This window comes from Trichocoleus sp. FACHB-90, assembly GCF_014695505.1.
Lineage (GTDB): Bacteria > Cyanobacteriota > Cyanobacteriia > Cyanobacteriales > FACHB-T130 > Funiculus > Funiculus sociatus.
The window spans coordinates 38573-62294 of the sequence record NZ_JACJOK010000034.1 but is presented as its reverse complement, the minus strand read 5'-3'; the positions used below and the strand labels follow the sequence as shown (position 1 = coordinate 62294).

General features: G+C 45.7%; 22 protein-coding genes. 17 read left to right on the top strand and 5 right to left on the bottom strand.

Translation table 11 applies throughout. From position 1 onward, the window contains the following. The first annotated feature begins 87 nt into the window (after positions 1 to 87). The 7 genes from H6F74_RS10445 (at position 88) to H6F74_RS10415 (ending at position 9324) form a co-directional block, all read left to right on the top strand. Positions 88 to 1062 (top strand): GDP-mannose 4,6-dehydratase, encoded by a 975-nt coding sequence (locus H6F74_RS10445; RefSeq protein ID WP_190440230.1) that lies wholly within the window; start codon positions 88 to 90, stop codon positions 1060 to 1062. Further along, on the top strand, positions 1056 to 2270 hold the full coding sequence (locus H6F74_RS10440; RefSeq protein ID WP_190440226.1) for a glycosyltransferase family 1 protein: 1215 nt from the start codon (positions 1056 to 1058) through the stop codon (positions 2268 to 2270). Before H6F74_RS10445 ends, H6F74_RS10440 begins: the two co-directional genes overlap by 7 nt. Positions 2271 to 2486: 216 nt before the next feature. Further along, the gene (locus tag H6F74_RS10435) at positions 2487 to 3647 is read left to right on the top strand and encodes a glycosyltransferase family 1 protein (protein ID WP_190440223.1); all 1161 of its coding nucleotides are present in this window, start codon (positions 2487 to 2489) and stop codon (positions 3645 to 3647) included. 89 nt (positions 3648 to 3736) lie between these two features. Beyond that, positions 3737 to 4609, top strand: a complete 873-nt coding sequence (locus tag H6F74_RS10430) for a lipid kinase (protein ID WP_190440221.1) — start codon at positions 3737 to 3739, stop codon at positions 4607 to 4609. 97 nt (positions 4610 to 4706) lie between these two features. Then, positions 4707 to 7514 carry an HAD-IC family P-type ATPase gene (locus H6F74_RS10425; RefSeq protein WP_190440338.1) on the top strand — a complete coding sequence of 936 codons (2808 nt, stop codon included), beginning with the start codon at positions 4707 to 4709 and terminating at the stop codon, positions 7512 to 7514. A 71-nt stretch (positions 7515 to 7585) separates the two neighbouring features. Then, complete coding sequence (recF, locus tag H6F74_RS10420; RefSeq protein ID WP_190440219.1) at positions 7586 to 8722, top strand: DNA replication/repair protein RecF; 1137 nt, start codon at positions 7586 to 7588, stop codon at positions 8720 to 8722. Positions 8723 to 8868: 146 nt separating this feature from the next. Beyond that, positions 8869 to 9324 carry a hypothetical protein gene (locus H6F74_RS10415; RefSeq protein WP_199301056.1) on the top strand — a complete coding sequence of 152 codons (456 nt, stop codon included), beginning with the start codon at positions 8869 to 8871 and terminating at the stop codon, positions 9322 to 9324. A gap of 282 nt (positions 9325 to 9606) precedes the next feature. On the opposite strand, the gene H6F74_RS10410 is transcribed toward H6F74_RS10415, so the two are convergent. Next, on the bottom strand, positions 9607 to 11517 hold the full coding sequence (locus H6F74_RS10410) for an iron uptake porin (protein ID WP_190440217.1): 1911 nt from the start codon (positions 11515 to 11517) through the stop codon (positions 9607 to 9609). A 347-nt stretch (positions 11518 to 11864) separates the two neighbouring features. Between H6F74_RS10410 and H6F74_RS10405 the strand changes: the two genes are divergently transcribed. Continuing rightward, positions 11865 to 12836 (top strand): zinc ABC transporter substrate-binding protein, encoded by a 972-nt coding sequence (locus tag H6F74_RS10405; protein WP_190440332.1) that lies wholly within the window; start codon positions 11865 to 11867, stop codon positions 12834 to 12836. Positions 12837 to 12876: 40 nt separating this feature from the next. Then, a complete protein-coding gene (locus tag H6F74_RS10400; RefSeq protein WP_190440215.1) occupies positions 12877 to 13701 on the top strand; it encodes an ATP-binding cassette domain-containing protein in 825 nt (274 codons plus the stop codon). A 367-nt stretch (positions 13702 to 14068) separates the two neighbouring features. On the opposite strand, the gene H6F74_RS10390 is transcribed toward H6F74_RS10400, so the two are convergent. From H6F74_RS10390 to H6F74_RS10375, 4 genes are all read right to left on the bottom strand, one after another. Then, positions 14069 to 15238 carry an NDP-sugar synthase gene (locus tag H6F74_RS10390; RefSeq protein WP_190440211.1) on the bottom strand — a complete coding sequence of 390 codons (1170 nt, stop codon included), beginning with the start codon at positions 15236 to 15238 and terminating at the stop codon, positions 14069 to 14071. A 196-nt stretch (positions 15239 to 15434) separates the two neighbouring features. After that, positions 15435 to 16262: a segregation/condensation protein A gene (locus tag H6F74_RS10385; protein ID WP_190440209.1), complete on the bottom strand. Its 828-nt coding sequence runs from the start codon at positions 16260 to 16262 to the stop codon at positions 15435 to 15437. Positions 16263 to 16347: 85 nt separating this feature from the next. Further along, complete coding sequence (locus H6F74_RS10380) at positions 16348 to 16728, bottom strand: LapA family protein (RefSeq protein ID WP_190440195.1); 381 nt, start codon at positions 16726 to 16728, stop codon at positions 16348 to 16350. Positions 16729 to 17249: 521 nt separating this feature from the next. Next, complete coding sequence (locus H6F74_RS10375; protein WP_190440315.1) at positions 17250 to 17666, bottom strand: DUF4112 domain-containing protein; 417 nt, start codon at positions 17664 to 17666, stop codon at positions 17250 to 17252. A gap of 416 nt (positions 17667 to 18082) precedes the next feature. Here H6F74_RS10375 and H6F74_RS10370 point away from each other — a divergent pair, with 416 nt between their 5' ends. From H6F74_RS10370 to H6F74_RS10335, 8 genes are all read left to right on the top strand, one after another. Beyond that, positions 18083 to 18613: a choice-of-anchor C family protein gene (locus H6F74_RS10370; RefSeq protein ID WP_190440191.1), complete on the top strand. Its 531-nt coding sequence runs from the start codon at positions 18083 to 18085 to the stop codon at positions 18611 to 18613. 114 nt (positions 18614 to 18727) lie between these two features. Continuing rightward, positions 18728 to 19528 carry a hypothetical protein gene (locus H6F74_RS10365; RefSeq protein ID WP_190440188.1) on the top strand — a complete coding sequence of 267 codons (801 nt, stop codon included), beginning with the start codon at positions 18728 to 18730 and terminating at the stop codon, positions 19526 to 19528. A gap of 92 nt (positions 19529 to 19620) precedes the next feature. Beyond that, positions 19621 to 19956: a hypothetical protein gene (locus H6F74_RS10360; RefSeq protein WP_190440184.1), complete on the top strand. Its 336-nt coding sequence runs from the start codon at positions 19621 to 19623 to the stop codon at positions 19954 to 19956. Between the two features lie 128 nt (positions 19957 to 20084). Then, positions 20085 to 20462: a YtxH domain-containing protein gene (locus H6F74_RS10355; protein WP_190425363.1), complete on the top strand. Its 378-nt coding sequence runs from the start codon at positions 20085 to 20087 to the stop codon at positions 20460 to 20462. After that, positions 20455 to 20982 carry a DUF948 domain-containing protein gene (locus H6F74_RS29265; protein ID WP_190440181.1) on the top strand — a complete coding sequence of 176 codons (528 nt, stop codon included), beginning with the start codon at positions 20455 to 20457 and terminating at the stop codon, positions 20980 to 20982. The genes H6F74_RS10355 and H6F74_RS29265 overlap by 8 nt, the downstream gene beginning before the upstream one ends. A gap of 60 nt (positions 20983 to 21042) precedes the next feature. Continuing rightward, the gene (locus H6F74_RS10345) at positions 21043 to 21693 is read left to right on the top strand and encodes a rhomboid family intramembrane serine protease (RefSeq protein ID WP_190440178.1); all 651 of its coding nucleotides are present in this window, start codon (positions 21043 to 21045) and stop codon (positions 21691 to 21693) included. A gap of 122 nt (positions 21694 to 21815) precedes the next feature. Then, positions 21816 to 22619, top strand: coding sequence for a TPM domain-containing protein (locus tag H6F74_RS10340; protein WP_190440173.1), 804 nt, complete (start codon positions 21816 to 21818; stop codon positions 22617 to 22619). A gap of 175 nt (positions 22620 to 22794) precedes the next feature. After that, on the top strand, positions 22795 to 23424 hold the full coding sequence (locus H6F74_RS10335; RefSeq protein WP_190425375.1) for a precorrin-8X methylmutase: 630 nt from the start codon (positions 22795 to 22797) through the stop codon (positions 23422 to 23424). Positions 23425 to 23722: the final 298 nt, after the last annotated feature.

Genomic DNA, 23722 nt, shown 5'->3' with positions numbered 1-23722 from the left:
CCTCTGGTATGTAATTGGTCAAACAATTGCAGTCATTATGATTCCGCTGAGTAACTTTTTTCTCAACTTCCACTGGTCATTCAAAACATGGCGATAAAAAAAGCATTAATTACAGGTTTAACGGGACAAGATGGTTCCTACTTAGCCGAACTTCTCCTAGAAAAAGGTTATGAGGTCTTTGGTTTAGTTCGTCGCTCCAGTTCTGGCAACCTTGACCGCATCAGTCACCTTTCTGGCAATGTTCAAATCCTCTCTGGCGACCTTTTGGATCAATCTTCCTTAATGGATGTTATTAGTGAATCTCAACCAGATGAAATCTATAACCTCGCCTCCCAAAGCTACGTTCCCCTATCTTGGACACAACCAGCCCTCACAGCTGAATATACGGCTCTTGGCGTTTCTCGACTTTTAGAATCCATCCGTCGCTGCAAAAAAGATGCCAAATTTTATCAAGCTTCCAGCAGCGAAGTTTTTGGTCAACCGGACGAATCTCCCCAAACCGAACGCACCGCTTTTCGCCCCCGCAACCCTTACGGTGTCGCCAAAGCTTACGCCCATTGGATGACTATTAACTATAGGCAGCAGTATAATCTCTATACCTGCTGCGGCATCACCTACACCCACGAATCTCCCCGGCGCGGGACAGAATTCGTGTTTCGCAAAATCACCAGCACAGCTGCGATGATTAAACTTGGTTTGGCAAAAGAACTGAAACTAGGCAACTTGGAAGCTCGTCGAGACTGGTGCTATGCCAAAGATGCGGTATATGCTATGTGGTTGATGTTACAGCAAGAAAAACCTGATGATTACATTATTGCCAGCGGTGAAACCCATTCTGTTAAAGATTTAGTGGAATGTGCTTTTAATTGTGTGGGATTGAATTGGCAAGATTATGTATCTGTAGATCCCGCCTTTTATAGACCTGATGAGTCAGTGCAGTTAGTTGGTTCCATTGATAAAATCAAAAATCAACTAGATTGGAAACCTCAGTATTCCTTTGAGCAATTGGTTGAATTAATGGTTGAGCATGACCTGAAAAAACTCACCAATACTGAATGCTAAAAGTTGTAATTGACGCTACTCCTGTACAACCCAAACCAAGCGGAGTTGGTCTTTATGTCGCAAATCTAATTCGCTACCTTTATCTGTTACAAAATCAGGGTGACATTCACTTTCAACTAGGCATTGTTTACCAGCCGGGCATGAAAAATTGGTTGCGTGGCAACTTATCGTGTCCTAAACTGCTGGCAGAGTATTCCAATCTTTACGTAATGCCTTTGCCTGTAAGAATTTCTAACCCTTTATTTTTAGCATCTCCAAAAATATTTCAATCTTATTTTGAACCTTCTCTCAATTATCCAAATATAATTCATGGAACAAATTATTTTGTATATCCATGTAAAAGAAGTCAAAAAGTAATGACTCTTTACGACCTAACGTTTATTAAGTATCCACAATATATAAACTCAGTTGTAAAAGAATATGCCAACCGTGTCCGCCAATGTTTAAAGTGGGCAGATTTAGTTATAACTATCTCGGAAAGTTCTAAGAGAGATATAGTTGAATATTTGGAAATAGACCCAAGTCGCGTATATGTCACTCCTTTGGCTAGTCGTTATTATCCAGAATATTTGTCGGATTTGTTAGCTGAGGAAATTATCGCTAAAGGGGAGGAAGCCGCCTCCCAAGTGCTTTACCAGCTTGATGTTAACGAGAATAAGTATGATTTTTCCAAGCCTTATCTACTATTTGTAAGTACGATTGAGCCGAGGAAAAATATTACTAATTTAATTGCAGCTTTTAATTATTTAAAACAAAAGTATAAAATAGAACATCAATTGGTTTTAGTGGGCCAAAAGGGATGGCATTACGAGCCAATATTTGCCGAGATTGAAGGTTCTGTTTTTAAAAGCGAGATTCATCATTTAGACTATTTATCTGATGAAATGGTAGCTTTGTTTTACTCGAAGGCTGATGCTTTTGTATATCCTTCCCACTATGAGGGTTTTGGTTTACCTGTGTTGGAAGCAATGACCTTAGGGACTCCGGTTATTACTTCAAATACGTCTTCACTGCCGGAGGTGGTGGGAGATGCGGCGTTGTTGGTTGATCCTAACGATGCAATTGGGTTAGCGGAGGCAATATTACAGGTAATTAGTGATTCTCAGTTTCGTCAGGAATTGATTCAAAAGGGTAAGGAAAGAGCTAAAATGTTTTCTTGGGAAAGAACTGCTACGGAGACATTGAAGGTATATAAATTATTGTTTTAAGTTACAAACAGAAACCTACCAATTTAGACTTTCTCATGGTTTTGTTGGGGTTCGCTTACACTCTACCCAGCCTACTAATTTATTATGAGTAATGCCACATTTAGAAGCCCTCTACCCCACTTTAAAAGAGAGCAACAGAAGGAGCGGTTACAGACATAAAGTAAAATGGGATAATTCAAGCCTGTGTTGGGACTTGTCGCTCAACCTAGACTACAAATGGAGAATTATTTGTTAAATAAATTGCTGATTAACCTCTCTTTTCTTTTTTCTAAGCCGACTGGAATAGCTACTTATGCTACTAATATTTTTCCTCATTTACAGCATCTCGACCCAACTTTATTAATAGCTAATAATATTATGAAGAATGGGGAGGCAGAGCCTCCCTTAGTTGGTTTCCAGGCTGAGCCTGGGAACCACGAGGGGGTATGGAAGAGTAACTATAGCTGCTATCTGGTACCGCCTAATTTAACTCCGGAACAAGGGACAAAAGGACATTTTAATCGAATTTTGTGGACACAGTTGCAGTTGCCACGTATTTACAAAAAATTTAATTCTAGTCTGCTGTTTTCGCCGCTTCCAGAAGCGCCATTATTTTCTGGGTGTCGTTCTGTGGTAATGGTTCATGATTTGATTCCGGTGCGCTTTCCTAAGCGAGGTTCTCCACTGGGACTTTACTTTCGTTACTACATTCCGCAAGTTTTAGCGCAGGCACAGCATATTATTTGTAACTCTAGGGCTACTGCTCAGGATATTACGAATTTTTATAAAATTCCAGAGGATAAAATTACGCCAATTCTTTTGGCGTATGATGCGAATCATTTTCGCTATCTAGATTTACCAACCAGCAATTATTTTCTTTACATAGGGCGTTACGACCCTTACAAAAATCTGGCTCGGCTGATTGAGGCTTTTGCTACTTTATCTAATTGTGGCGATCGCGAGTTGTGGTTGGCTGGATCTGCGGATAAGCGTTATACGCCGATTTTGATGGAGCAAGTGGAACGGCTGGGGCTGAAAAATCGGGTAAAATTCTTAGAATACGTTCCTTCTGCCCAGTTGCCGACGCTAATTAATCAAGCGATCGCGCTCGTTTTCCCTAGTCTCTGGGAAGGTTTCGGCTTGCCAGTCTTGGAAGCAATGGCTTGCGGGACTCCGGTAATTACCTCGAATATCTCATCGTTGCCAGAAGTCGCTGGCGATGCGGCAATTTTAGTAAATCCTTGCAATGTTGGGGAAATCGCTGACGCGATGCAGGCAGTAGCGACGGATTCAGGATTGCGATCACGTCTATCTGATGCTAGTCTCGCCAGAGCCAGCCAATTTAGTTGGGCAAAAACCGGACAAGCTACTGCCGAAGTGCTAAAGCGGTATCTTTAGAAGAATTATCTGGCGAGAAGTTAACTATAGGTAGATTTATTCTTTCAAAAATTTTGTGAGAATTATTACCTCTTAATGGAAAACTAGGCATGAATCGGCGAGCATTGTTGCTGGTTAATCGCCACGCACGGCGCGGAAAAGAGGCTTTATCTCAAGCTTTTAGCAAATTGCAAGAACTAGGCATTGATTTGCAAGAAGAGTCTACAGAAAAGCCCAAACAACTGCCAGACATTATCCGACGATGGAGCGATCGCGTAGATTTAGTAATTGTCGGTGGCGGCGATGGCACTCTGAATGCAGCAGTAGACGGTATAGTTGACACGCAACTCCCCTTAGGCATCCTGCCCTTGGGAACAGCCAACGACCTAGCGCGAACCCTAGCAATTCCTCAAGCTTTAGATGAAGCTTGCCAGGTGATTGCAAATGGGAAACAACAACGAATTGACTTAGGCTGGGTCAATGGTAAACACTTCTTTAATGTTGCAAGTTTAGGCTTAAGCGTACAAATTACCAAGCAACTGACCAAAGAAATCAAGCAGCGCTGGGGAGTTCTGGCTTACGCAGTAACAGCAATCCGAGTAGTTGGGCGATCGCGTCCTTTTTTAGCAGAAATCCGCAGCAATGGCGAATCAATTAAGGTGAAAACCGTTCAAATTGCCGTAGGAAACGGGCGATATTATGGCGGTGGCATGACAATAGCTGAAGATGCAGCAATCAACGACCAGCGGCTGGATTTGTACAGTTTGGAAATTGAACGCGCATGGGAAATAATCCCCTTGTTACCAGCAATGAAGCAAGGGCAACAGGCAGATTTACCAGGTGTGCGGACTCTTCAAAGTCAGGAAATAGAGGTGTACACCAATAAACGTCGCCCAATCAATACCGATGGAGAAATCACCACGTATACGCCAGCAAAATTCCGCCTGATTCCTGAAGCTTTATCGATTTTTGTACCTGGCTAACTCATAGTGCATAGTTAAAGTAGCATCCAATCACCAGGTTTACGCCCTATGATTGAGAGCTAGTAGGTCTTAAAGCACATTTCCCGTGACTCCATCTATCCCTTCAAATTCAAATCCCGACCAGGCAAGACCCTGGCACACCTTAGAAGTTGAAAAAACGCTGGAACTGCTCTCTAGCGACGCAGAATCTGGTCTAACCACCGTAGAAGCTCAAGAACGGTTGCAGCAGTACGGCCCCAATGAGCTACAGGAAACTGCCGGGAGGAGTTCCTGGGAAATCTTGCTCGATCAGTTCAAAAACATCATGTTGTTGATGCTGATCTTGGTGGCGCTGATTTCTGGGATTCTAGACCTGGTGGATTTACGAAGCGGAAAGTTAGCCGCAGGCGAAATCCCCTTCAAAGATACAATTGCCATTTTGTTGATTGTAGTCCTCAACGGCATATTGGGCTACCTTCAGGAAAGCCGTGCCGAGAAAGCTCTAGCAGCCTTGAAAAAGCTGTCTTCCCCAAAAGTGCGAATCATTCGCGACGGCAGACAAGTGGAAGTGGAAGGCAAGACGCTGGTGCCGGGGGACATTATGCTAGTGGAAGCTGGGGTGCAGATTTCCGCAGACGGGCGGCTGATTGAAGAGGCAAATCTGCAAATAAGGGAATCAGCACTCACTGGCGAAGCTCACGCGGTGAACAAACAAGCATCAGTGCATTTGAGCGACGAAACATCTTTAGGCGATCGCATTAACTTAGTCTTTCAGGGAACCGAAGTTGTCCAAGGACGAGGCAAAGTAATCGTCACTGGAACCGGAATGAAGACGGAACTCGGCAAAATTGCCGATCTGTTGCAATCCGTCGAAAGCGAAGACACCCCCTTACAACAACGGATGACCCAGTTGGGTAACGTGCTTGTGAGTGGTTCTCTGATCTTAGTTGCCATAGTGATCGTGGGCGGCATGATCCAAAGCCGCTTCAGCTCAGGACGTTGGGATTGGGGTGTCTTGCAAGACCTCGTAGAAGTTTCCCTCTCGATGGCTGTAGCTGTGGTGCCAGAAGGCTTGCCAGCTGTAATCACCGTAACTTTGGCACTGGGAACGCAGCGGATGGTGCGCCGTCACGCCCTAATTCGCAAACTCCCAGCAGTAGAAACTCTGGGTTCAGTTACGACTATTTGCTCAGATAAAACTGGCACCCTCACTCAAAATAAAATGGTGGTGCAACGGGTAGAAACTGGTTCCCAAAGTTTCCGCGTCGCTGGCCAAGGTTATATCCCCACTGGGGAATTTTATCTAGGCGATCAACAGGTAGCAGTAGAACAGTATTCGGATCTGCAAACCTTGATGCTTGGTTGCGTGCTTTGCAATGATGCCATGTTGCAGCACGAGAAAGACCAATGGACGATTCTGGGAGACCCCACCGAAGGGGCGCTGATTGTCCTCGCCGGAAAGGGAGGCGTGGATAAAGAACCTGTCTTGCGGCAGATGCCCCGCGTCAGAGAGTTTCCCTTCTCCTCTGAACGCAAGCGGATGAGTGTAATTTGTCGAGCCGGGGACAAAGGACAGGCGAACTCCCAGTCACCTTACTTAATGTTTACCAAGGGTTCGCCAGAGTTAATACTGGAGCGTTGTACTCATATTCAGATCGGCGACAAGAAGGAGCCTTTGAGGGATGAGCAACGCACTCAGATTCTGGAGCAAAATAACCAAATGGCATCCGCTGGCTTGCGGGTGCTGGGCTTTTCCTACAAGCCTATGGACAACGTTCCTCCAGAAGGGTCAGAAGAAACAGAGGAACAAAAATTAGTGTGGCTGGGTTTGGTGGGAATGCTGGATGCTCCCCGGCCAGAAGTGCGGGATGCGGTAGCCAAATGCAAACAAGCTGGCATCCGAGCGATGATGATTACTGGCGACCACCAGCTGACAGCGCAAGCGATCGCTCAAGATTTGGGAATAGCACAAGTAGGCGATCGCGTCCTCACAGGTCAACAGTTGCAAAAGTTTAGCCCAGAAGAACTAGATCAACAAGTTGACGACGTTAACATCTACGCCCGCGTTGCCCCAGAACACAAACTACGCATCGTCCAATCCCTCCAACGTCGCGGCAGATTCGTCGCCATGACTGGTGACGGTGTTAACGATGCCCCAGCCCTCAAACAAGCTGATATTGGCATCGCAATGGGCATCACAGGCACCGATGTCAGTAAAGAAGCAAGCGACATGGTACTACTAGACGACAACTTCGCCACCATCGTCGCCGCCACAGAAGAAGGGCGGACAGTTTATAGCAATATTCGCCGCTTTATCAAATACATTCTGGGCAGCAACATTGGTGAAGTGTTAACCATTGCCGCCGCACCCCTACTGGGCTTGGGAGGCGTTCCCCTCTCGCCATTGCAGATTCTCTGGATGAACCTCGTCACCGATGGTTTACCAGCTCTCGCCCTCGCCGTAGAACCCGCAGAACCAGACGTGATGCGCCGTCCTCCCATGAATCCTCGCGAGAGTATTTTTGCGCGGGGACTGGGGTCTTACATGATCCGGATAGGGATTATCTTTGCCATTATCTCCATTGCTTTGATGGTAGTGGCATACCGCTACTTTCCCGATGATTGGAAGACGATGGTGTTTACGACTTTATGTCTGGCTCAGATGGGACACGCGCTCGCAGTTCGTTCCAACACTAGGCTGACAATAGAGTTAAACCCCTTCTCTAACCCTTATTTGCTATGGGCTGTGAGTGTCACCACGGCGTTACAGCTGCTGCTGCTTTACGTCCCATTCCTGCAAGATTTCTTTGGTACGACACCACTATCTCTGCAAGAACTGGGTATTTGCCTGGGATTCAGCTCTTTAATGTTTGTTTGGGTGGAACTGGAAAAGCTGTTTATTCGCTGGTACAAAAGCAGACAATGATAGCTGATGGCTAATTAGCTGATAAACAACTAGCAATTAGCAATTAGCCATTAGCAATCCTTCCATTATTTATGTACCTCAAAAGCCTTAACCTCCGTTCCTTTCGCAACTACCGCGAGTGCTTAGTCGATTTCGACGCACCCAAGACAATTTTGGTGGGGAATAACGCTCAAGGGAAATCTAATCTTCTGGAGGCGGTGGAGTTATTAGCAACATTAAAGAGCCATCGAGCCGTACGCGATCGCGATCTCGTTTGCGAGGGAACGGCGGAAGGTAAAATCGCCGCAACCCTAGAACGCGCCAACGGTACAGTCGATCTAGCTTTAACCCTACGCACTCAAGCGCGGCGCACCGTATCCCTCAACTCCGAAACCTTACGTCGCCAACTCGACTTTCTCGGCGTACTCAACGCTGTCCAGTTCTCCAGTCTAGACTTGGATCTGGTACGAGGTTCGCCAGAGATGCGTCGCAACTGGGTAGATTCCATTCTGACTCAGCTTGAACCTGTCTACGCTCACATTTTGCAGCAATATAACCAAGTTTTACGGCAACGCAACGCCCTGCTCAAGGCTTTCCGAAAAGAGTCCGATTCAAACAACTCAACAGCCAACACTCCAAACTCTTCAGAACTGGCGTTGTGGGATGCCCAATTGGTAACAACTGGTTCCCGCGTCACACGCCGACGCGCCAGAGTCTTGACGCGATTGGCTCCTATAGCTCAAATTTGGCACTCTAGCATTAGCGGTAGGTCAGAGGTGCTGGAATTGAAATATGCTCCCAATATCAGTTTAGAGAAGGACGACCCCGAAGCAGTGCAGCAGGCATTTTTAGAAAAAATCCAGCAGCGTCGCATCGCCGAACAGCACCAAGGTACAACTCTCGTCGGCCCTCACCGAGACGAAGTTGAATTTACCATCAACCAGACACCAGCAAGAGTTTATGGCTCCCAAGGTCAGCAGCGAACGCTAGTATTAGCCCTAAAACTAGCAGAGCTAAAGTTAATTGAAGAAGTCGTTGGTGAACCGCCCTTGTTGCTACTTGATGACGTTTTGGCTGAACTAGACCTGAATCGTCAAAATCAACTCCTAGATGCCATTCAAGACCGCTTTCAGACCCTGATTACTACAACTCACTTAGGTTCCTTCGATGCTCAGTGGCTAGATTCTTCCCAAATTCTCTGTGTTGAAGCAGGACAGATAAAGCGATAGTCATTAGGTGGGGACTAATGGCTAATGACCAAGGACTAATCCTTCATCCGGAGTTAAAGGAAAAAGTCTCGTATCCTAAAAGTACGCCCTGATTAGGGGATAATTTGGGTATCAATTGCCTAGCGGTCTGGTAACAGACACCCCGAATGATGGTGAATTTACTAAACTTTGCTGTTATGCACCGAACTAATATTACTATTGATGCGGATGAGATTGTCGCACTGGGTGCTTCTTTGCAACGGATCGATCAGAAGATACTGACCCCAGTCAAAGTAAATGGTTCCAAAAGAATATGGTATCAAGGTATTAAAGAACCTTATTTTGATGTCTTTTTGGATCTGCGCGAGGATAATATCGAGTGGTTTCAGTTTACTTTACGTGGCAAATCTCTTTCTTGGAATAAGGCTGGCTGGCAAACAGGAATAACGAATGAAGGAAGTGTGAATGACATCACTTTTTATGCTGCTAGCAAGCTTATTAATACTGATAACAAACTTGACTTCTCTTTCGTGAAATTAGCACATTCTATTCTACAAACTCGTGCTGGCGATGCCATTTTTGATAAAATTTTGGCGTTATTTGAGCCTGATAAAATTCATTAGTTATTAGCCATATGCTAGTAGGTTGATTTTGGTTGACGATAGGGGTATAGCAATGCCCACTGGTCTCAACTTAAGCCCCGGCGAATGAATTCGCGGCTACAAAAACCAAGTCCGCCTGCGCGGACTAACGGAAAACTAAGACTTTTGAAACCCTCGCACCATCAGGGTTTTGTTTGTGTAGCTGCGGTTTTAAGCGCCAAGTTCTTAAATTGACACCGATGGGCATTGCGGCAAAAAAGAATCGATGGACGCAGGCAGAATACCTGCGCCACAGACAACTGACTAGAAAGTAAAGGTAGTGCGGATCGTACCGATCACAATATCATTATTGCGCGAGTTGTGATCGGGAGCGGTGAGCCAAATAACTCCAGGAGTGATGGAGACATTTTCTGTCACTTGATATTGGTAAAACGCTTCAACGTGCAGTGAAGTATCGTCATTTTCTCCAACTGGGGGTAGGGGTATATTTGGAGGTAATAGAGCTACTGCGCCTAGATTTACATCTATGGTGGAGTTAGTTACTTTAGGTTCCATCCCGACAATCACACCACCCAAGTTGCCTTTTTTCCCAAGGTCGGGAAATGCTAAAGTAATAGCCCAGTTCCAGATATCAACATCTCCGCGGTCAATTAACCCGCCCAAGGTGGAGAGGTTGCGGGTGTTAGTGTAACCAGCCCAACCACCGATAACAAAGCGATCGCTTAATTGCCAAGACAACTCCAAACCATAAGAATTACTAACTAGGGGGAGTCCGGTGCTGAAACCCAAGCTACCCAAAGTATCGCCTACCGAGGAACCGCCAGCATCTCGGTCGAAGAAGCGAGAAAGTCCACCTTGGAAGTTAGCTAGATTACTTCCAGTCCCAGTGTCATTGTTGTTATATGAATGAATGTAAGTTAAGCCAATATTCAAGCGATCGCTTGGCTTGATCAGCAGCTGTGCAAAACCAGCGTAAGGGCCATTGAACAAACCCCCATCGTCTTCTGGGTTCGCGGCATCACCAGCTAAATAACCTAAGCTGATTTCCAGTCTATTACCTAACTGATGTCTTACCCCAATCCCGGCACCTTCAGCGAGGTAATAAATCGGGTTGCGCGTTCCAAAGGCAGACAGTGCGCCCGTTGCACCGTCGCCATCTAGGAAATTGACGGTACTGGCAAAGTCATCCGAAGCACCAGCATTAGCGGCAATTACAACCTCTGTGTTTTCGCCGAGGGGAAAAGCGTAAAGCAAAGCATCGACAAAAATATCATTGTCTGCTTCTCCAGAGAAAGCTAGCTGACCTTCTGGCGTCAGGGTACGTTCAGCAAGAGAACCCAATCCTTCTGCTTGCAGTCGCGTTCTCAAAACGTCTCTTCCGGTGAAGCTGGTTTCAAAGTTGAGACGCGATCTATGACCAAAAATTGTCAGGCTGTCAATATCATCGCCTGTGGCATCTTCTCCGGTTAAGATACTTGCCAGCCCAAAGATAACTTCGCCCGCTAGTTTGGTGGTGGTGGAGAAGTTATTTTCTTCTAAGAATTTGGTGCGACCTTCTAGATTATCTACTCGCGTCCGTAAAGTCGCCAATTCTGTGCCAAATTCATCAATCAGCCGTTGCAAAGTGGCTAAATCTTCTTTGGTGACAAAATCAGCTGTGCTGGCGGCAATCAATTTCTCGATTTGCAACAGACAGGCATTCAACCCAGCAGCAAATTCATAACGCGATAGCGCCCGATTGCCGCGAAATGTGCCATCAGGATATCCTGCAATACAGCCGTAGCGTTCGACAAGACTTCGCAGTGCTTCATACGCCCAGTCTGTCGGTTGCACATCCCGCAACTGAGAAACATTCGTCACCTGTTCCAGGGAATCTTCACTAACGCGATCGCTATAAACATCGATTTGTTCTAATACATCAGCATTTGTGGTTGATGGTTGATTGCTATCAGCCACAATTTCTGAACTTGGAACCACTCTTTTGATTGTTGATGGTTGATTGTCAGCCACCAAATTCGGTGTTTCTACTGCCTCTATTACATCATCTTCAGTAACATTAGTTACGTTATAATCTGCGTTAGCATCTGAAACTTCTAAGTTTGTACCTTCGATAACATCTGAGGTTTCAGACGCGATCGCACCAGCACCAATCAACAAGATCGCACCCAAAACAGCTGGACTTACCAGCAGAGCATTCCATAAGCTCTTTAACATTCTTTTTTAACTCCTCACACCCGTTTAAGATTCTCAGAAATTTTTGACTTACTGCCTAGAGGCAGCTTATGGACAAAATTTTTTCTTGATTTTGCCCGTAGCTTGTCCTGTTCAACTGCAAAGTATCAGTTGCTACCGAGAAATTATGCCTATTTTCACACCAATGTAATTGTTCTGATTTTTTGAGAATTTTGCAATCCTCCACTAGGGCATTACTTTCGCAAAATCTCATCGCCGACAGTAACATCGTACTAAAATGAGACTGATTCTCATATAGTAGAACAAGACTCATTCTCAAAAAAAAGATATTTATCAAGTTAAGGGGAAAAATTGTGACAAGCCCTCATATGCGACATCATCCGGGCAGAATTGGGCTATTTTTGGGAGCTTTGCTGCCGATATTAGCTGCTAATGGATGCACTCAAACCCAATCTACGGCACAGTCTCAAAATCAGACAGCTTCGCCGCCAGCAGCAAAAGGTGGCGAGACGGTGAAAATAGTAACAACCTTTTTGCCGATGTACTGGTTCACCAAGGCAGTTGCTGGTGAGAAGGCACAGGTAGATATTTTAGTACCACCGGGTTCGGAAGTGCATGAGTATCAAGCGACACCAGCAACCGTACAAGTGATCGCGCAAGCGGATGTCCTGGTGAAAAACGGTTTGGGTTTGGAAGAATTTCTCAAAGAAACAGTCAAAAACGCCGGAAATACCAACCTAAAAGAGATTGAGGCAAGTAAAGGTATTAAAACCCTAGAAGAAACCGACCACGACCACGCCGAAGAAAAAGGCGATCGCGAACACGTCGGAGGTAATCCCCACGTTTGGCTAGATCCATCCTTAGCAAAGCAGCAAGTTGAGAATATTCGGGATGGTTTAGTCGCAGCCGATCCGGGAAACCAAACTACTTACCAAGCCAACGCAGCTGCTTACATTCAGCAGCTAGAAGCGTTAGACAAAGAATTTCAGCAACGGTTGCAACCTTATCGCGGTTGCACTTATGTCACCTTCCACGATGCTTACCCTTACTTAGCTAAACGCTACCAACTTAAACAGGTTGCGGTTGTCCAGATTCCAGAAGATAGCCTCTCGCCTGCTGATGTACAAAAGGCAGTGGGAGCAGTGAAACAGCATAAGGTGAAAGCTTTGCTTGGGGAACCGGAAACTGACAACAAATTGCTGCAAAGTCTTTCCCAAGACTTAAACTTAACCCTGCGTCCCATCGATCCTCTGGAAAATGGCCCGCAAGATCCGGATCATTACTTTAGAGCGATGAGAAACAATCTGCAAACTATTGAAGCTGCGTGTAAGGAAAGTTAGGAGTTGGAAGTTGGAAGTTTTGAGTATTGAGTGTTGAGTTGTGAATTCAAAAAATTTAAATTGCCAACACCCGATTTTGAAGGTGGATGGCTTGACTGTTTATCAAGGCAACTATCTGGCGTTGCGGGATGTCTCTTTTGAATTGCAGCCTGGAACTGACACAGCGGTGGTGGGGCCGAATGGTGCGGGTAAAAGTACGCTGGTGCAGGCGATTCTAGGATTGATTGAGCGAAGTGCTGGAAAGATTGAGATTTTTGATCGTCCAGTGGAAAGATTGGGGCATCTATGTCATTTGCTGGGCTATATGCCGCAAAATTTTATTTTTGACCGCAGTTTTCCCATATCTGTTGAGGAATTGGTGGGGTTGGGATGGGTTAAGGAAAGCAAAAGCCTTCATGGGAATTCCCCCAGTAACAAAGGGAATACACCCTTTTGGCGAAGGCTGTGGTGGGAAGATGGAGAAAAGATAGATGCGATCGCATCCGCGCTTAAACGTGTGGATGCCTACCACCTGCGCCATCAAGCCATCGGCACTCTCAGCGGCGGACAACTAAAGCGAGTATTGTTGGCTTATTGCTTGGTGATGCCTCGTCAACTGCTGGTGCTGGATGAAGCGTTTGCTGGTGTGGACGTACAGGGGGCAGCAGATTTTTATACTTTGCTAAATGAACTTAAACGGGAGCGAAACTGGACAGTGTTACAGGTTTCCCACGATATTGATATGGTGAGCCGACATTGCGATCGCGTTCTCTGTCTCAACCAAACCGTCGTTTGCACTGGCACGCCCGATATTGCCCTTTCTCCCCAAAACCTTTTAGCTACCTATGGCCCTGCCTTCAGTCGCTATCACCATCATCACGGTTAACACTCCCCGCATTAAAGTAATTCACTACAGCAATTCCAGGGTTGGGTGGGATACATCTGTAGGGACATGGCAATGCCTAATGGTCTCAATTTAAGAAGAGCTTGGCAGTTAAAACCGCAGCTACACAGACAAAACCCGCCTGCGCGGGTTCCAAAAGTCTTAATTTTCCGTTAGTCCGCGCAGGCGGACTTGGTTTTTGTAGCCGCGAATTCCATTCGCCAGGGCTTAAGTTGACACCAATGGGCAATGCCATGTCCCTAACAACGCTGCCCGAAAGTCCCAATTGCTACGAAGCAAAGTTTTCAGCCCAGCAGGTAGTCATTAGTCAAAAGCTATGAACTAATGACTAATGACTAATAACTAATGACTAAATGGCCTCTTTTTTTAGCAGTTCAGCGATCGCTTGCCGTTCTGCTGGGGGTTCAGATGGTCGCACCTGACGAGCGTCAGTAATTAGCCAATCTAACGCTGCTGCTTGGACATCAATCGTGGCACCAGTTTTATCCACGCAGTAGCGTCCAAACACTAACTTATCTACCAGGCGCACGTCTTCTCCCAAGCGGGAGTATTCAAAAATTACGCTGTTTTCCACTTTCGCGCCGCTACAGACCCAGCAATTTGGCCCAATCATGGTGGGGCCTACTATTTTGGCTCCATCTTCAATGTGGGTCATAGCGCCGATATAGACGGGGCCTGTAATATCAACCTTGTCCCAGTTCACAGCAACATTCAAGCCAGTGTAGATACCGGGAGCCACTTCGTGTCCGGGAATGGCAACATTTTTTACTTCTCCCAGTAGTACGCTGCGAATTGCCCGCCAGTAATCCGGCACTTTCCCAATATCCACCCACTCGAAATCCATTGGAATCGCGTAGAAAGGGGCATTCATCTCTACTAACTGGGGAAATAGGTCGCTACCAATGTCATATTGAACGCCAGAGGGGATGTACTTCAACACTTCTGGCTCAAAAATGTAAATACCAGTGTTGATGTTGGTGCTGAGAGCTTCTTCCACCGAGGGCTTTTCTTGGAAAGCTTTAACTCGTCCGTCCTCGTCCGTGACGACGACACCGTAGCTGGAAACTTCTTCTCGCGGGACGGTTTTCATGACGATAGTAGCGATCGCGCCCTTTTCTCGATGCCACTTTACTGCTGCTGTCAGATCGAGATCAATTAGGGCATCTCCGCACAAAACTACAAAAGTATCGTCAAAAAAAGGAGAAAAGTCCTGAATACGCCGCATTCCCCCAGCAGATCCTATAGCCTCTCCTACCAGATCGCCGTTTTCTTCAATCTTCCCTTCAAAAGAGTAGCCAATCTGTACGCCAAAACGCTGACCATCCCGGAAATAACTTTCAATCTCGTTAGCAAGGTGGCTGACATTGACCATGATCTCGTCAAACCCATGCTGCCTTAGCAGTTCCACTAAAAACTCCATCACTGGTTTTTGCAGGATCGGAATCAAAGGTTTGGGAATGGTGTAGGTAATAGGACGAACGCGAGTACCCTTACCAGCCGCCAGAATCATGGCTTTCATGAATATTTTTCCTCAATCCTATGCCACTTTAGTTTTATTGCATTTAGCTGAATCTCCATCCCTTAAAGAATAAGGGATGGACGGACAAACATTGTAATCTACCGACTCTGTAGATGTTCTACAAGTTTCCTTGTAGGCGATAGGCATTGGCTAAAAGAGAATTTTTAGTTCCCAGTACAACCAATACAACCAGTCGCTAGTCCCCTGTCACTAGAGTACGGATTTTCAGGTCTTGGTAGAACTCTTCTTGGGCTAACTCTACTTTAGACTGAGCTGATAGTAACAGCAGCGCCCAAAAAACGCCCACTCGATCATGTAGTTTTGGCACAGCATAAGCCTCTGGTGGAGATGCCTGACCGTTTAACTTTTCTGAGTGTTGCTTCACCCCTGCCCATAACTCTACCAGCTCCTCTAGCTCTAGCCAATCCTGACCAAGTGGCATTTGGGGACGATGGCGGCTCAAAAACACGTCTAACTGGGCTGCTGTCTCGGTAAGATTTTCATGGTGAGCCAAAGCAGCGATCGCTTTGGCAGCTTGGGCGCGAGACTGGGAGACGCGATAAAGTGGGTCTTTCGTAGCACGGCGAGAAGGTTTTTCTTCTAGTGCATCTGCCATCTGCTGTATTTGGTCAATTAATTCTTGCAGCGTCACGCGACGGCTAGAAGGAGGCATAGCAGTCCCGCGTCGGCGCAGATGTCGCTCCAGCTTTACTGGTAAGCTTCTGGCAGCATCAGCAACCTCTTGTGCATCGGTGTCATCCAGTTCGGGATCGTCTGCTGTTGATGCTTGGGAAAACAGGGTGTCCGCCTTGAGTAACACCAGCATGGAAGCATACAAAAAAGCCTGTCCAGAGTGAGACAGTTCTACTTCACAGGTGCCAGAATACTTATCGCCTAATTTCTCTAGTTCCGATAGGCATTTGTCAATTACCTCAATCACCTGAACATCCCAAGGGTCAATTTCTCCTCGCTGGGCGAGATCGATGAGGAGGGCGATCGCTTCTTGGGCTGGTTGGGCTGTCATATGAATTCTGGATTTTGGATTTTGAATGGGGAATTGGGAAATATCCTAATCCCTCCTTTTGCCCCTAGACCTTTTTCCAACCAAGTTAAATGGACTGTGCAAAGGCTTTTGTTGTCTCTGCCTCTTGCTCTTGGAGAGTAGCACTAAGGGACATACTTTGTTTTTCTTCCAGTTCTGCTTGACGTTGGGCAATATTTTGCTCTAATTCCTGAATACGCTCGTCCTTAGAGCGCATCTGGCGCATTTGTTTTCCAGATTCTATCCCGCGTAGCAGCCGCGTCCAGATGCTAAACAGCCAAGCGAGAATCGCGCCCACGCCCATCGCCAGAATCAGTTCAATACAGATGGGCGCTTGCACCTGCACACCTTCGACAATTTGAATAGCAGCGGGTGCAGTATTTTCTAAACTGAATAAAACCAAGGCAAGGATTAGCGCAAAGATTATCAAGAAATTAATTTGCCGCATAATTTATACTCCTCAACAAGCACACTTACTTAAAAAGTTTACCGGGTAGCAATGCCTAAATTGCCAAGAAAACCCGATTTCCATCTCAAGTTAACCTACCGCAGTGCCTGTCTTCAGCTTATTTTCTCGTTTCCTCACTTCAGTTAGCAACAGAAAATGTTGCCAAGCGGTGGTATCTATCCTGTCAATCCCAATAATTCTCCGATAACCCTACAGGACTTGTCACCTCAATGCTTTACAAACCAAGTCAGCCAACGTAACCGCCTCTTGCAAAGCATTCCTCAGTAGAACCTCGAAACGAGAGATTAGAAAATAAATTCGTTTAAAATTAGCAAAAATTAATTTTATGATTCTTTAAAGATGCCAGTGAAACCAGCCAATCATTGTATCAACGTGGGAACTGCACTTTTATACTTAATATTTTTCCTAACCGCGGCATCAACTTAAAAACGCCAATAGCAACTACGGCAAAGGAAAAAATACAACATCTAAACTCTACTATCAATCAGCATCTCTGATTTCTATAGCACTTTCCCCAGAGGGTTAGTGTCTAATGGATTCATTTCAGATGCAATTTCAACAACTTCTGGTTCAACTGCCTCAAGATGTTTTTCCAAAATTGCTAAATTACGGATATTTGACTTGTAATAAGCATCGAACAAGTCACCCACCAAAGGCACCGTGCCAACGACAGCTTCCAAAGAAATATTGAAAATCATTCGTCTTAAATCTTCACCCGGTATCCGGAATTTGGCAGCTAAAAAGATAATATAAGCAGAAAATGTTGTACTTACAATATCTCCTGCTCCTGGGACTAAACCAATTATTGGATCTAAACCAATCCGAAAACGTGTGCCTGGAATACCGATGGCTGTATCCATCAGGCGGCTAAGCTTACGGATGCGATTAAGGGTAGCAATGCGTTCAGCGGTGTTCATGTTTTTGATTTTGGCACCATAAACAGACGCTCGTCTTGTACCGCGAGGAATAATATACAATTGCACCTAGCCAATCCAAAGCTATACCTGTATTGGATTGTGGAGGCAATGCCTACCTATCTCTGTCTAAGTGGCTTTGGTTTATTAAACTAAAAACTAATATAGCAGTGCTAAATGATTCGGGAATGCCAGCTCCCCGACTTCTTAGAGAAGTTGGGGAGCTGAAGTGCTGGGACATCAGAACTCAAATAGGATTGCTATGCTATAGGTTCCCCTAAAATATCAGCCCTTAGGTGGATTAATAAAAATTGAGTGTTCTTTCTATAGATAGCTGAATATTAACGTGAGATTGAATATTAGTAGTGATAAGCATTTTGAATTAACCGTTTTTATTTTTTTTAATGAGGGCTTTAGATATGACTGTTTCGACAGAATCTACAAGACGAAATAGAGCCACTCGGACTAGAAACCTAATTATCAACGGCAGTTTCCAAAACGGCCCTAGCCCAGGACAATCCTTAAAACTCAATCCAGGGTCAACAGCCATTCAAGGATGGGTTGTGACACGAGCGCCCATTGATTATGTAGGCACACTATGGCAAGCTGCTAATGGCGATCGCAGTCTGGATCTTGACGGTGCAGGTGCTGGCGGAATTGCACAAACATTTGACACAGTACCTGGTGAAAGTTACGTTGTTACCTTTAGTCTGGCTGGAAACCCGTTGGGCGCGCCTCCAATTAAGCTGTTGGGTGTAACAGCGGCAGGACAATCAACTAATTTTGCATTTAACATTTCTGGTCGTACTCCAACGAATATGGGCTGGGAAACTAAAAGATGGATGTTTATGGCGCAATCTAACAAGACAACTCTTGAGTTTTTTAGCCTTAATACATCCGGTGGTTCTTGGGGCCCTGCACTTGATAGCGTATTGGTTGTATTAGCTTGAGAAAAGGTTGACAACTGTTATTTGTCAATTCAGAAAGTCTTTCTTCAGAGGTGTGTCTTATTTCTGTATCAAGTTCAAGATTAGTAACACTATCTCAAAGGAAAGGAAGTTATAATGGTTAGTCACCACAAATTATCTGGGGTTGCGGGTAGAGTAGCAATTATTGCCAGCTTAGTGCTTGGAGTAGGGCTTTTAGAAAGTAGAAATATAGCAAAAGCGACAATTGTCTCTCCAAGTATGTCAACTAACATAGAGGGGAATGGAAATAATAATATCCCTTTTAATAACTTCCTTGTTTCTCCTGTAGGAATACGATATCAACAAGTTTTTGCAGCTCCTGAATTTTTAAGTATAGAACCAGGATTGATTACTCAAATTGCTTTTCGTCCCGATGCAGGACGAGCGGGTAATGCTTTTTCATCCACTATCCCAAATATCCAAATTAATCTTTCCACAACCAGTTTATTGCCAGATGCTTTAAGCACAACCTTTGCCGAAAATGTTGGAGATGATGAAACAATAGTCTATAACAGGGAGCTTTTACTCTCTAGTGAGGATATTGGCGCTCCAAACCAACCAAAAGATTTTGATATCGTTATTGATTTAGAAAATCCATTTTTTTATGACCCAAATCAAGGCAACTTGTTGCTTGATGTGAGAACCTTCTCTTTCACTAGGACAACTGCATTTGATTCGCAAAATACCTTTGGAGATTCTATATCTCGCGTGTTTAGTTTCGACCCTACTGCTTCTACTGGTACTGACGATACAACTGGGTTAGTAACTAAGTTTAAAATTGCAACTAGGAATAATACAGCTTTGATTCCCGAAAGTTCTTCGACGTTAGCACTGTTAGCATTTAGTGCATTAACTGCAATTTCACAAGTGAAGCGTTCTCTGTCAACTCCCAAGTAATTTCCACTGACAAGGGTTTTCTCAGAAAAATTGAGGCAAAACCGTGTCTAGATTCGCCAGAATAGAGGGGTGTGTCACCTGGAAATTGAAAGATGATCGCGATCGCTGTGGGTTTTAACGTGCTGATCTCGCTGGTGCTGTTGTATAGTGCCTGGGTAATAACTAAATTGCGATCGCGTCTAGCAAAAATAGCAGATAAAATAATTGCCGCCGAACGCAGTACCTACAAAGTGCTACATAATGCCCCCAAAACCATTTTTAAAGGTCAAACGGGGGCATTGCGGCTAGGACAGCAATATCAGCAACTCGATCCTCAACTACAACGAGTGCAACAAGTTTTAGGATTATTCAGCCTAGGCAGAAAGTTCTGGCTGCGGGGTAAGCCGAAATCGGTAGCAACAGGGGTACGCTTCTGGCGCAGAAGTTGAAACCACTACTGTTAAGATTGGGGCAATTCTTCAAAACAAAGATTAGACGATTGCCTTGTTGTGTGGGCAACATATCAGTATTAACGGGAAAACTGAATAGAATTGGAGTAAGACATAGAGACTAGAAGATGTCAAACAACCGTGCTGGATCTGGATCATTTATTGGTGGTGTGTTACTAGGCACCGCTATCGGAACAATAACCGGGTTACTGATTGCGCCCCGCAATGGTCGAGAGACGCGGCAGCTGTTGAAAAAATCTGCCGATGCCTTACCGGAGTTGGCAGAAGATTTATCAACCAGCGTGCAGTTGCAAGCCGATCGCCTCTCAGAATCAGCACTGAAAAACTGGGATGAGACGCTGATCAGATTGCGGCAAGCGATCGCAGCGGGGATTGAAGCTACTCAACGCGAACAACAAGCCCTCAAGCAAACACCGGGGGCAGAATTAGAACCTGATGTCCGTCCTCTTGTAACCACAGACGATAGGCGAACGTTAAGTGACTGAACCCTTATTTTGGCTTGGACTCTCAATTCTACTGGTTGCCGTCAGCTTAACCGCAGTCTTAATCACGCTACTGCCAGCAGTGCAGGAGTTAGCGCGGGCAGCCAGAAGTCTAGAAAAGTTGGCTGACACTCTGCGCCGAGAATTGCCGCCAACCCTGGAGGCAATTCGTCTGACAGGTATGGAAATTACTGACTTGACAGATGATGTCGGCGAAGGTGTCAAAAGCGCTGGTCAAGTCGTTAAACAAGTCGATCAAAGCATCAGCGGTGCCAAAAAGCAGGCTCAAAATATCGAAGTTGGCACCAAGAGCGTTTTTGCGGGTGTCAAAGCGGCTTGGAGAACCTTCAAGCGTCCCACCTCGACCCGTCGGTCGATGGATCGTCTGCCACCAAGCCACAGAAATTCCGTTGAGATGCGTGGCTACCGCGATGCTTCTTATCAAGACCCTACTAACAAAGCCTCTCCTTCCAATGGACATTATGAGGAATGGGAGCGGGAGCAGCCAGACTCAGAAGATTAGAGGGCTATGGAATCAGCAGCTCTGTCAGTGAATTAGCAACTAACTCAACACTCTTTAATCATGAGAAACGATAGAAACTCACAGTCTGCCAATTCCGCCACTGACAGGCTGTTAGATGATAATCGGCATTCCCCCCGGCGGAATTATCAATACAACGGTGTTTTTGCCCTGATATCAATCAACCTCCTGATATTTATTGTTGGCAATATACCCGGCATTCCTCTTACTAGAACCCTGGCTCTGAACCATTCCAACCCAGCCTGGTATCAATTTTTTACGGCAATGTTTTCTCACGCAAGCTGGGCGCACTTGTCGGGAAATCTGTTTTTTCTTTACATCTTTGGTCGCTTAGTTGAGGAAGAGGAAGGCCTTTTAGGGGTTGTTGGCTCTTACTTAATATGCGGACTGGGAGCTAGCCTAATGAGCTGGCTTTTTCAACCGGGGGGAATTTATTCTTTGGGAGCCTCGGGAGCAGTCTTTGGGTTGTTCGCCGTCAGCGTGTTGATTAAGTTGAGCTGGAATTGGCGAAAAATTCTGGAAGTGCTGATTCTGGGGCAGTTTGTTGTTGAACGAGTATTTTTCGAGTTCGGACAGACGGGGGCGCGAGACGGCGTAGACCATTTCGCTCACCTGGGCGGCGCTGCTGTGGGGGTAGCGCTGATTATGGGGTTGATGCGACTAGAGAAAAAGCACCAGGGTAAAGGCGGGTAATCTGAGGGCGATCGCTATTTGAGGAGACTCAATTAGATGGCATAGTATTAAAGGAAGGTAAACAAGTGTTAAGAAATATCAGTTTACCTAACCAGTCCGTTATAAAAAAAATCAAATTGCCAATGCCGCATATTTCCCCAAAACGACTTCTGGCATCTCTGGTCGCCTTTATTTTGGCAATGTCCATATGGGCGATCGCTCCCGTGGCCCACGCCTATAACAACCCCGACTTACTGCCCGAAACCCCTACCCCAGTAATAGACTTAGCTAAAGCCCTCACCAACATTCAGGAAGAGGCACTTGTCAAAAATATAGAAGAATTTGAAGCTGAAACTGGCTGGAAACTGCGAGTTTTAACCCAGTATGACCGCACCCCCGGTCGTGCCGTAAAAGATTTCTGGGGACTGGATGATAAAAGTATCCTGCTAGTTGCCGACCAAAGGGGCGGCAATATCCTCAACTTTAATGTAGGCGATGAAGTTTATAAGCTCATGCCTCGTACCTTCTGGATCGAGTTACAGACACGCTTTGGTAATCTGTACTTTGTCCGCGAAAACGGCGAAGACCAGTCAATCATTCAATCCTTAGAATCCATCAAAGGCTGTCTGGTTCAAGGTGGTTGCCGGGTTGTCCCCGGACTGCCCAGAGAGCAGTGGATTCTCACCCTGATTACCTCCATAGTTGGTGGAGTTATCTGTGGCTTTGCCGCTATCCCCCGCAAAGAAGGGCAGATTTTTGCATGGCAGTGGGCTTTAATCTTCTCACCACTGTGGGGAATTTTGTTTATTGCCTTTGGCATCGGCCCAGTTATCTCTCGTACCTCCGAGTGGTTGCCTCTGTTTCGCAACTTTGCAGGTTTCATGATCGGTGCCTTAGTAGCTTACCTCTCGCCAATGATCAGTAACTCTACGGCTTCCGAAACCTAAAGGGTGTAAGGTGGAAGGTGATATTTAGGAGTTAAAAGTGAAGAGTTAGGAGTGAGGAGTTGTAGAGACAGCGATTTATCGCGTCTTTGAGTTATTAATTTATAACCCATAACTCATAACTCATAACTCATAACTTATAACTCATAACTTTTTCATCCCCTTCTTGCTGATGGCTATGGAATGGCACGTAACAGATGCCCAAAGTTTGGCAATTATCGACCGGGAAATGGGCGACCACATCTTTTCTCCGGCAGAATATGAGATTGTCCGCCGGGTGATTTACGCAACCGCCGACTTTGAATATATGTCTTTAATACGTTTTTCTGAACGTGCGCTCCAAGCTGGTGCAGCAGCTTTAGCGGCTCGTAGTACCATTGTCGTAGATGTGCCAATGGTGCAAGTCGGCATTACACCAACTATCCAAAATACTTTTGCTAATCCGGTGTATTGCAGTATGGAAGCCCTGACGCGCCCCCAAAAAGAAAAAAGTCGTGCTGCCTGGGGAATCGAAACCCTAGCTAAACGCTATCCTGAGGGAATTTTTGTCGTCGGTCAGGCGCAGACGGCTCTCACTGCCCTTGTAGAGTTAATTGAGGCAGAGGAAATTAGACCAGCGTTAGTGATTGGTACACCTTCGGGATTTGTAGATGTGGATGTCGCCAAAGATCGGCTGAAAGATTCTCTGGTTCCTCACATTCGGATTGAAGGTCGGAAGGGCAGTGCAGTAGTAGCTGCGGCGATTGTCAACGGATTGGTTGACTTAGCTTGGCAGGCATACGGGCAAGATCCTAATGGCGTAGGCTAAAATCTTTACTCTTGTTACCGAGTTTAAACCCGGTAACAAAAGCTACGAGGCAGTGCCTCCCCAACAAATCCTAACCAGAGTGCGATCGCACTCTGGTTAGGTATTTCCAGTCCTCAGCCTAGAGACTAACGTGAAGGCGGAACTTCGCCCTTATTACTTACCTGGTAATCCGTTATGTCGGTTCGGGTCTTTCTTCTGCTTCTTAGTCCCATCAGATTCCTTTTTAGGCTTTTTGGCTTCTCTACCGCCCTTTTCCTTTGCCATTGCTTTTCTCCGTTAGGGGTTCCCTTAATTGTGT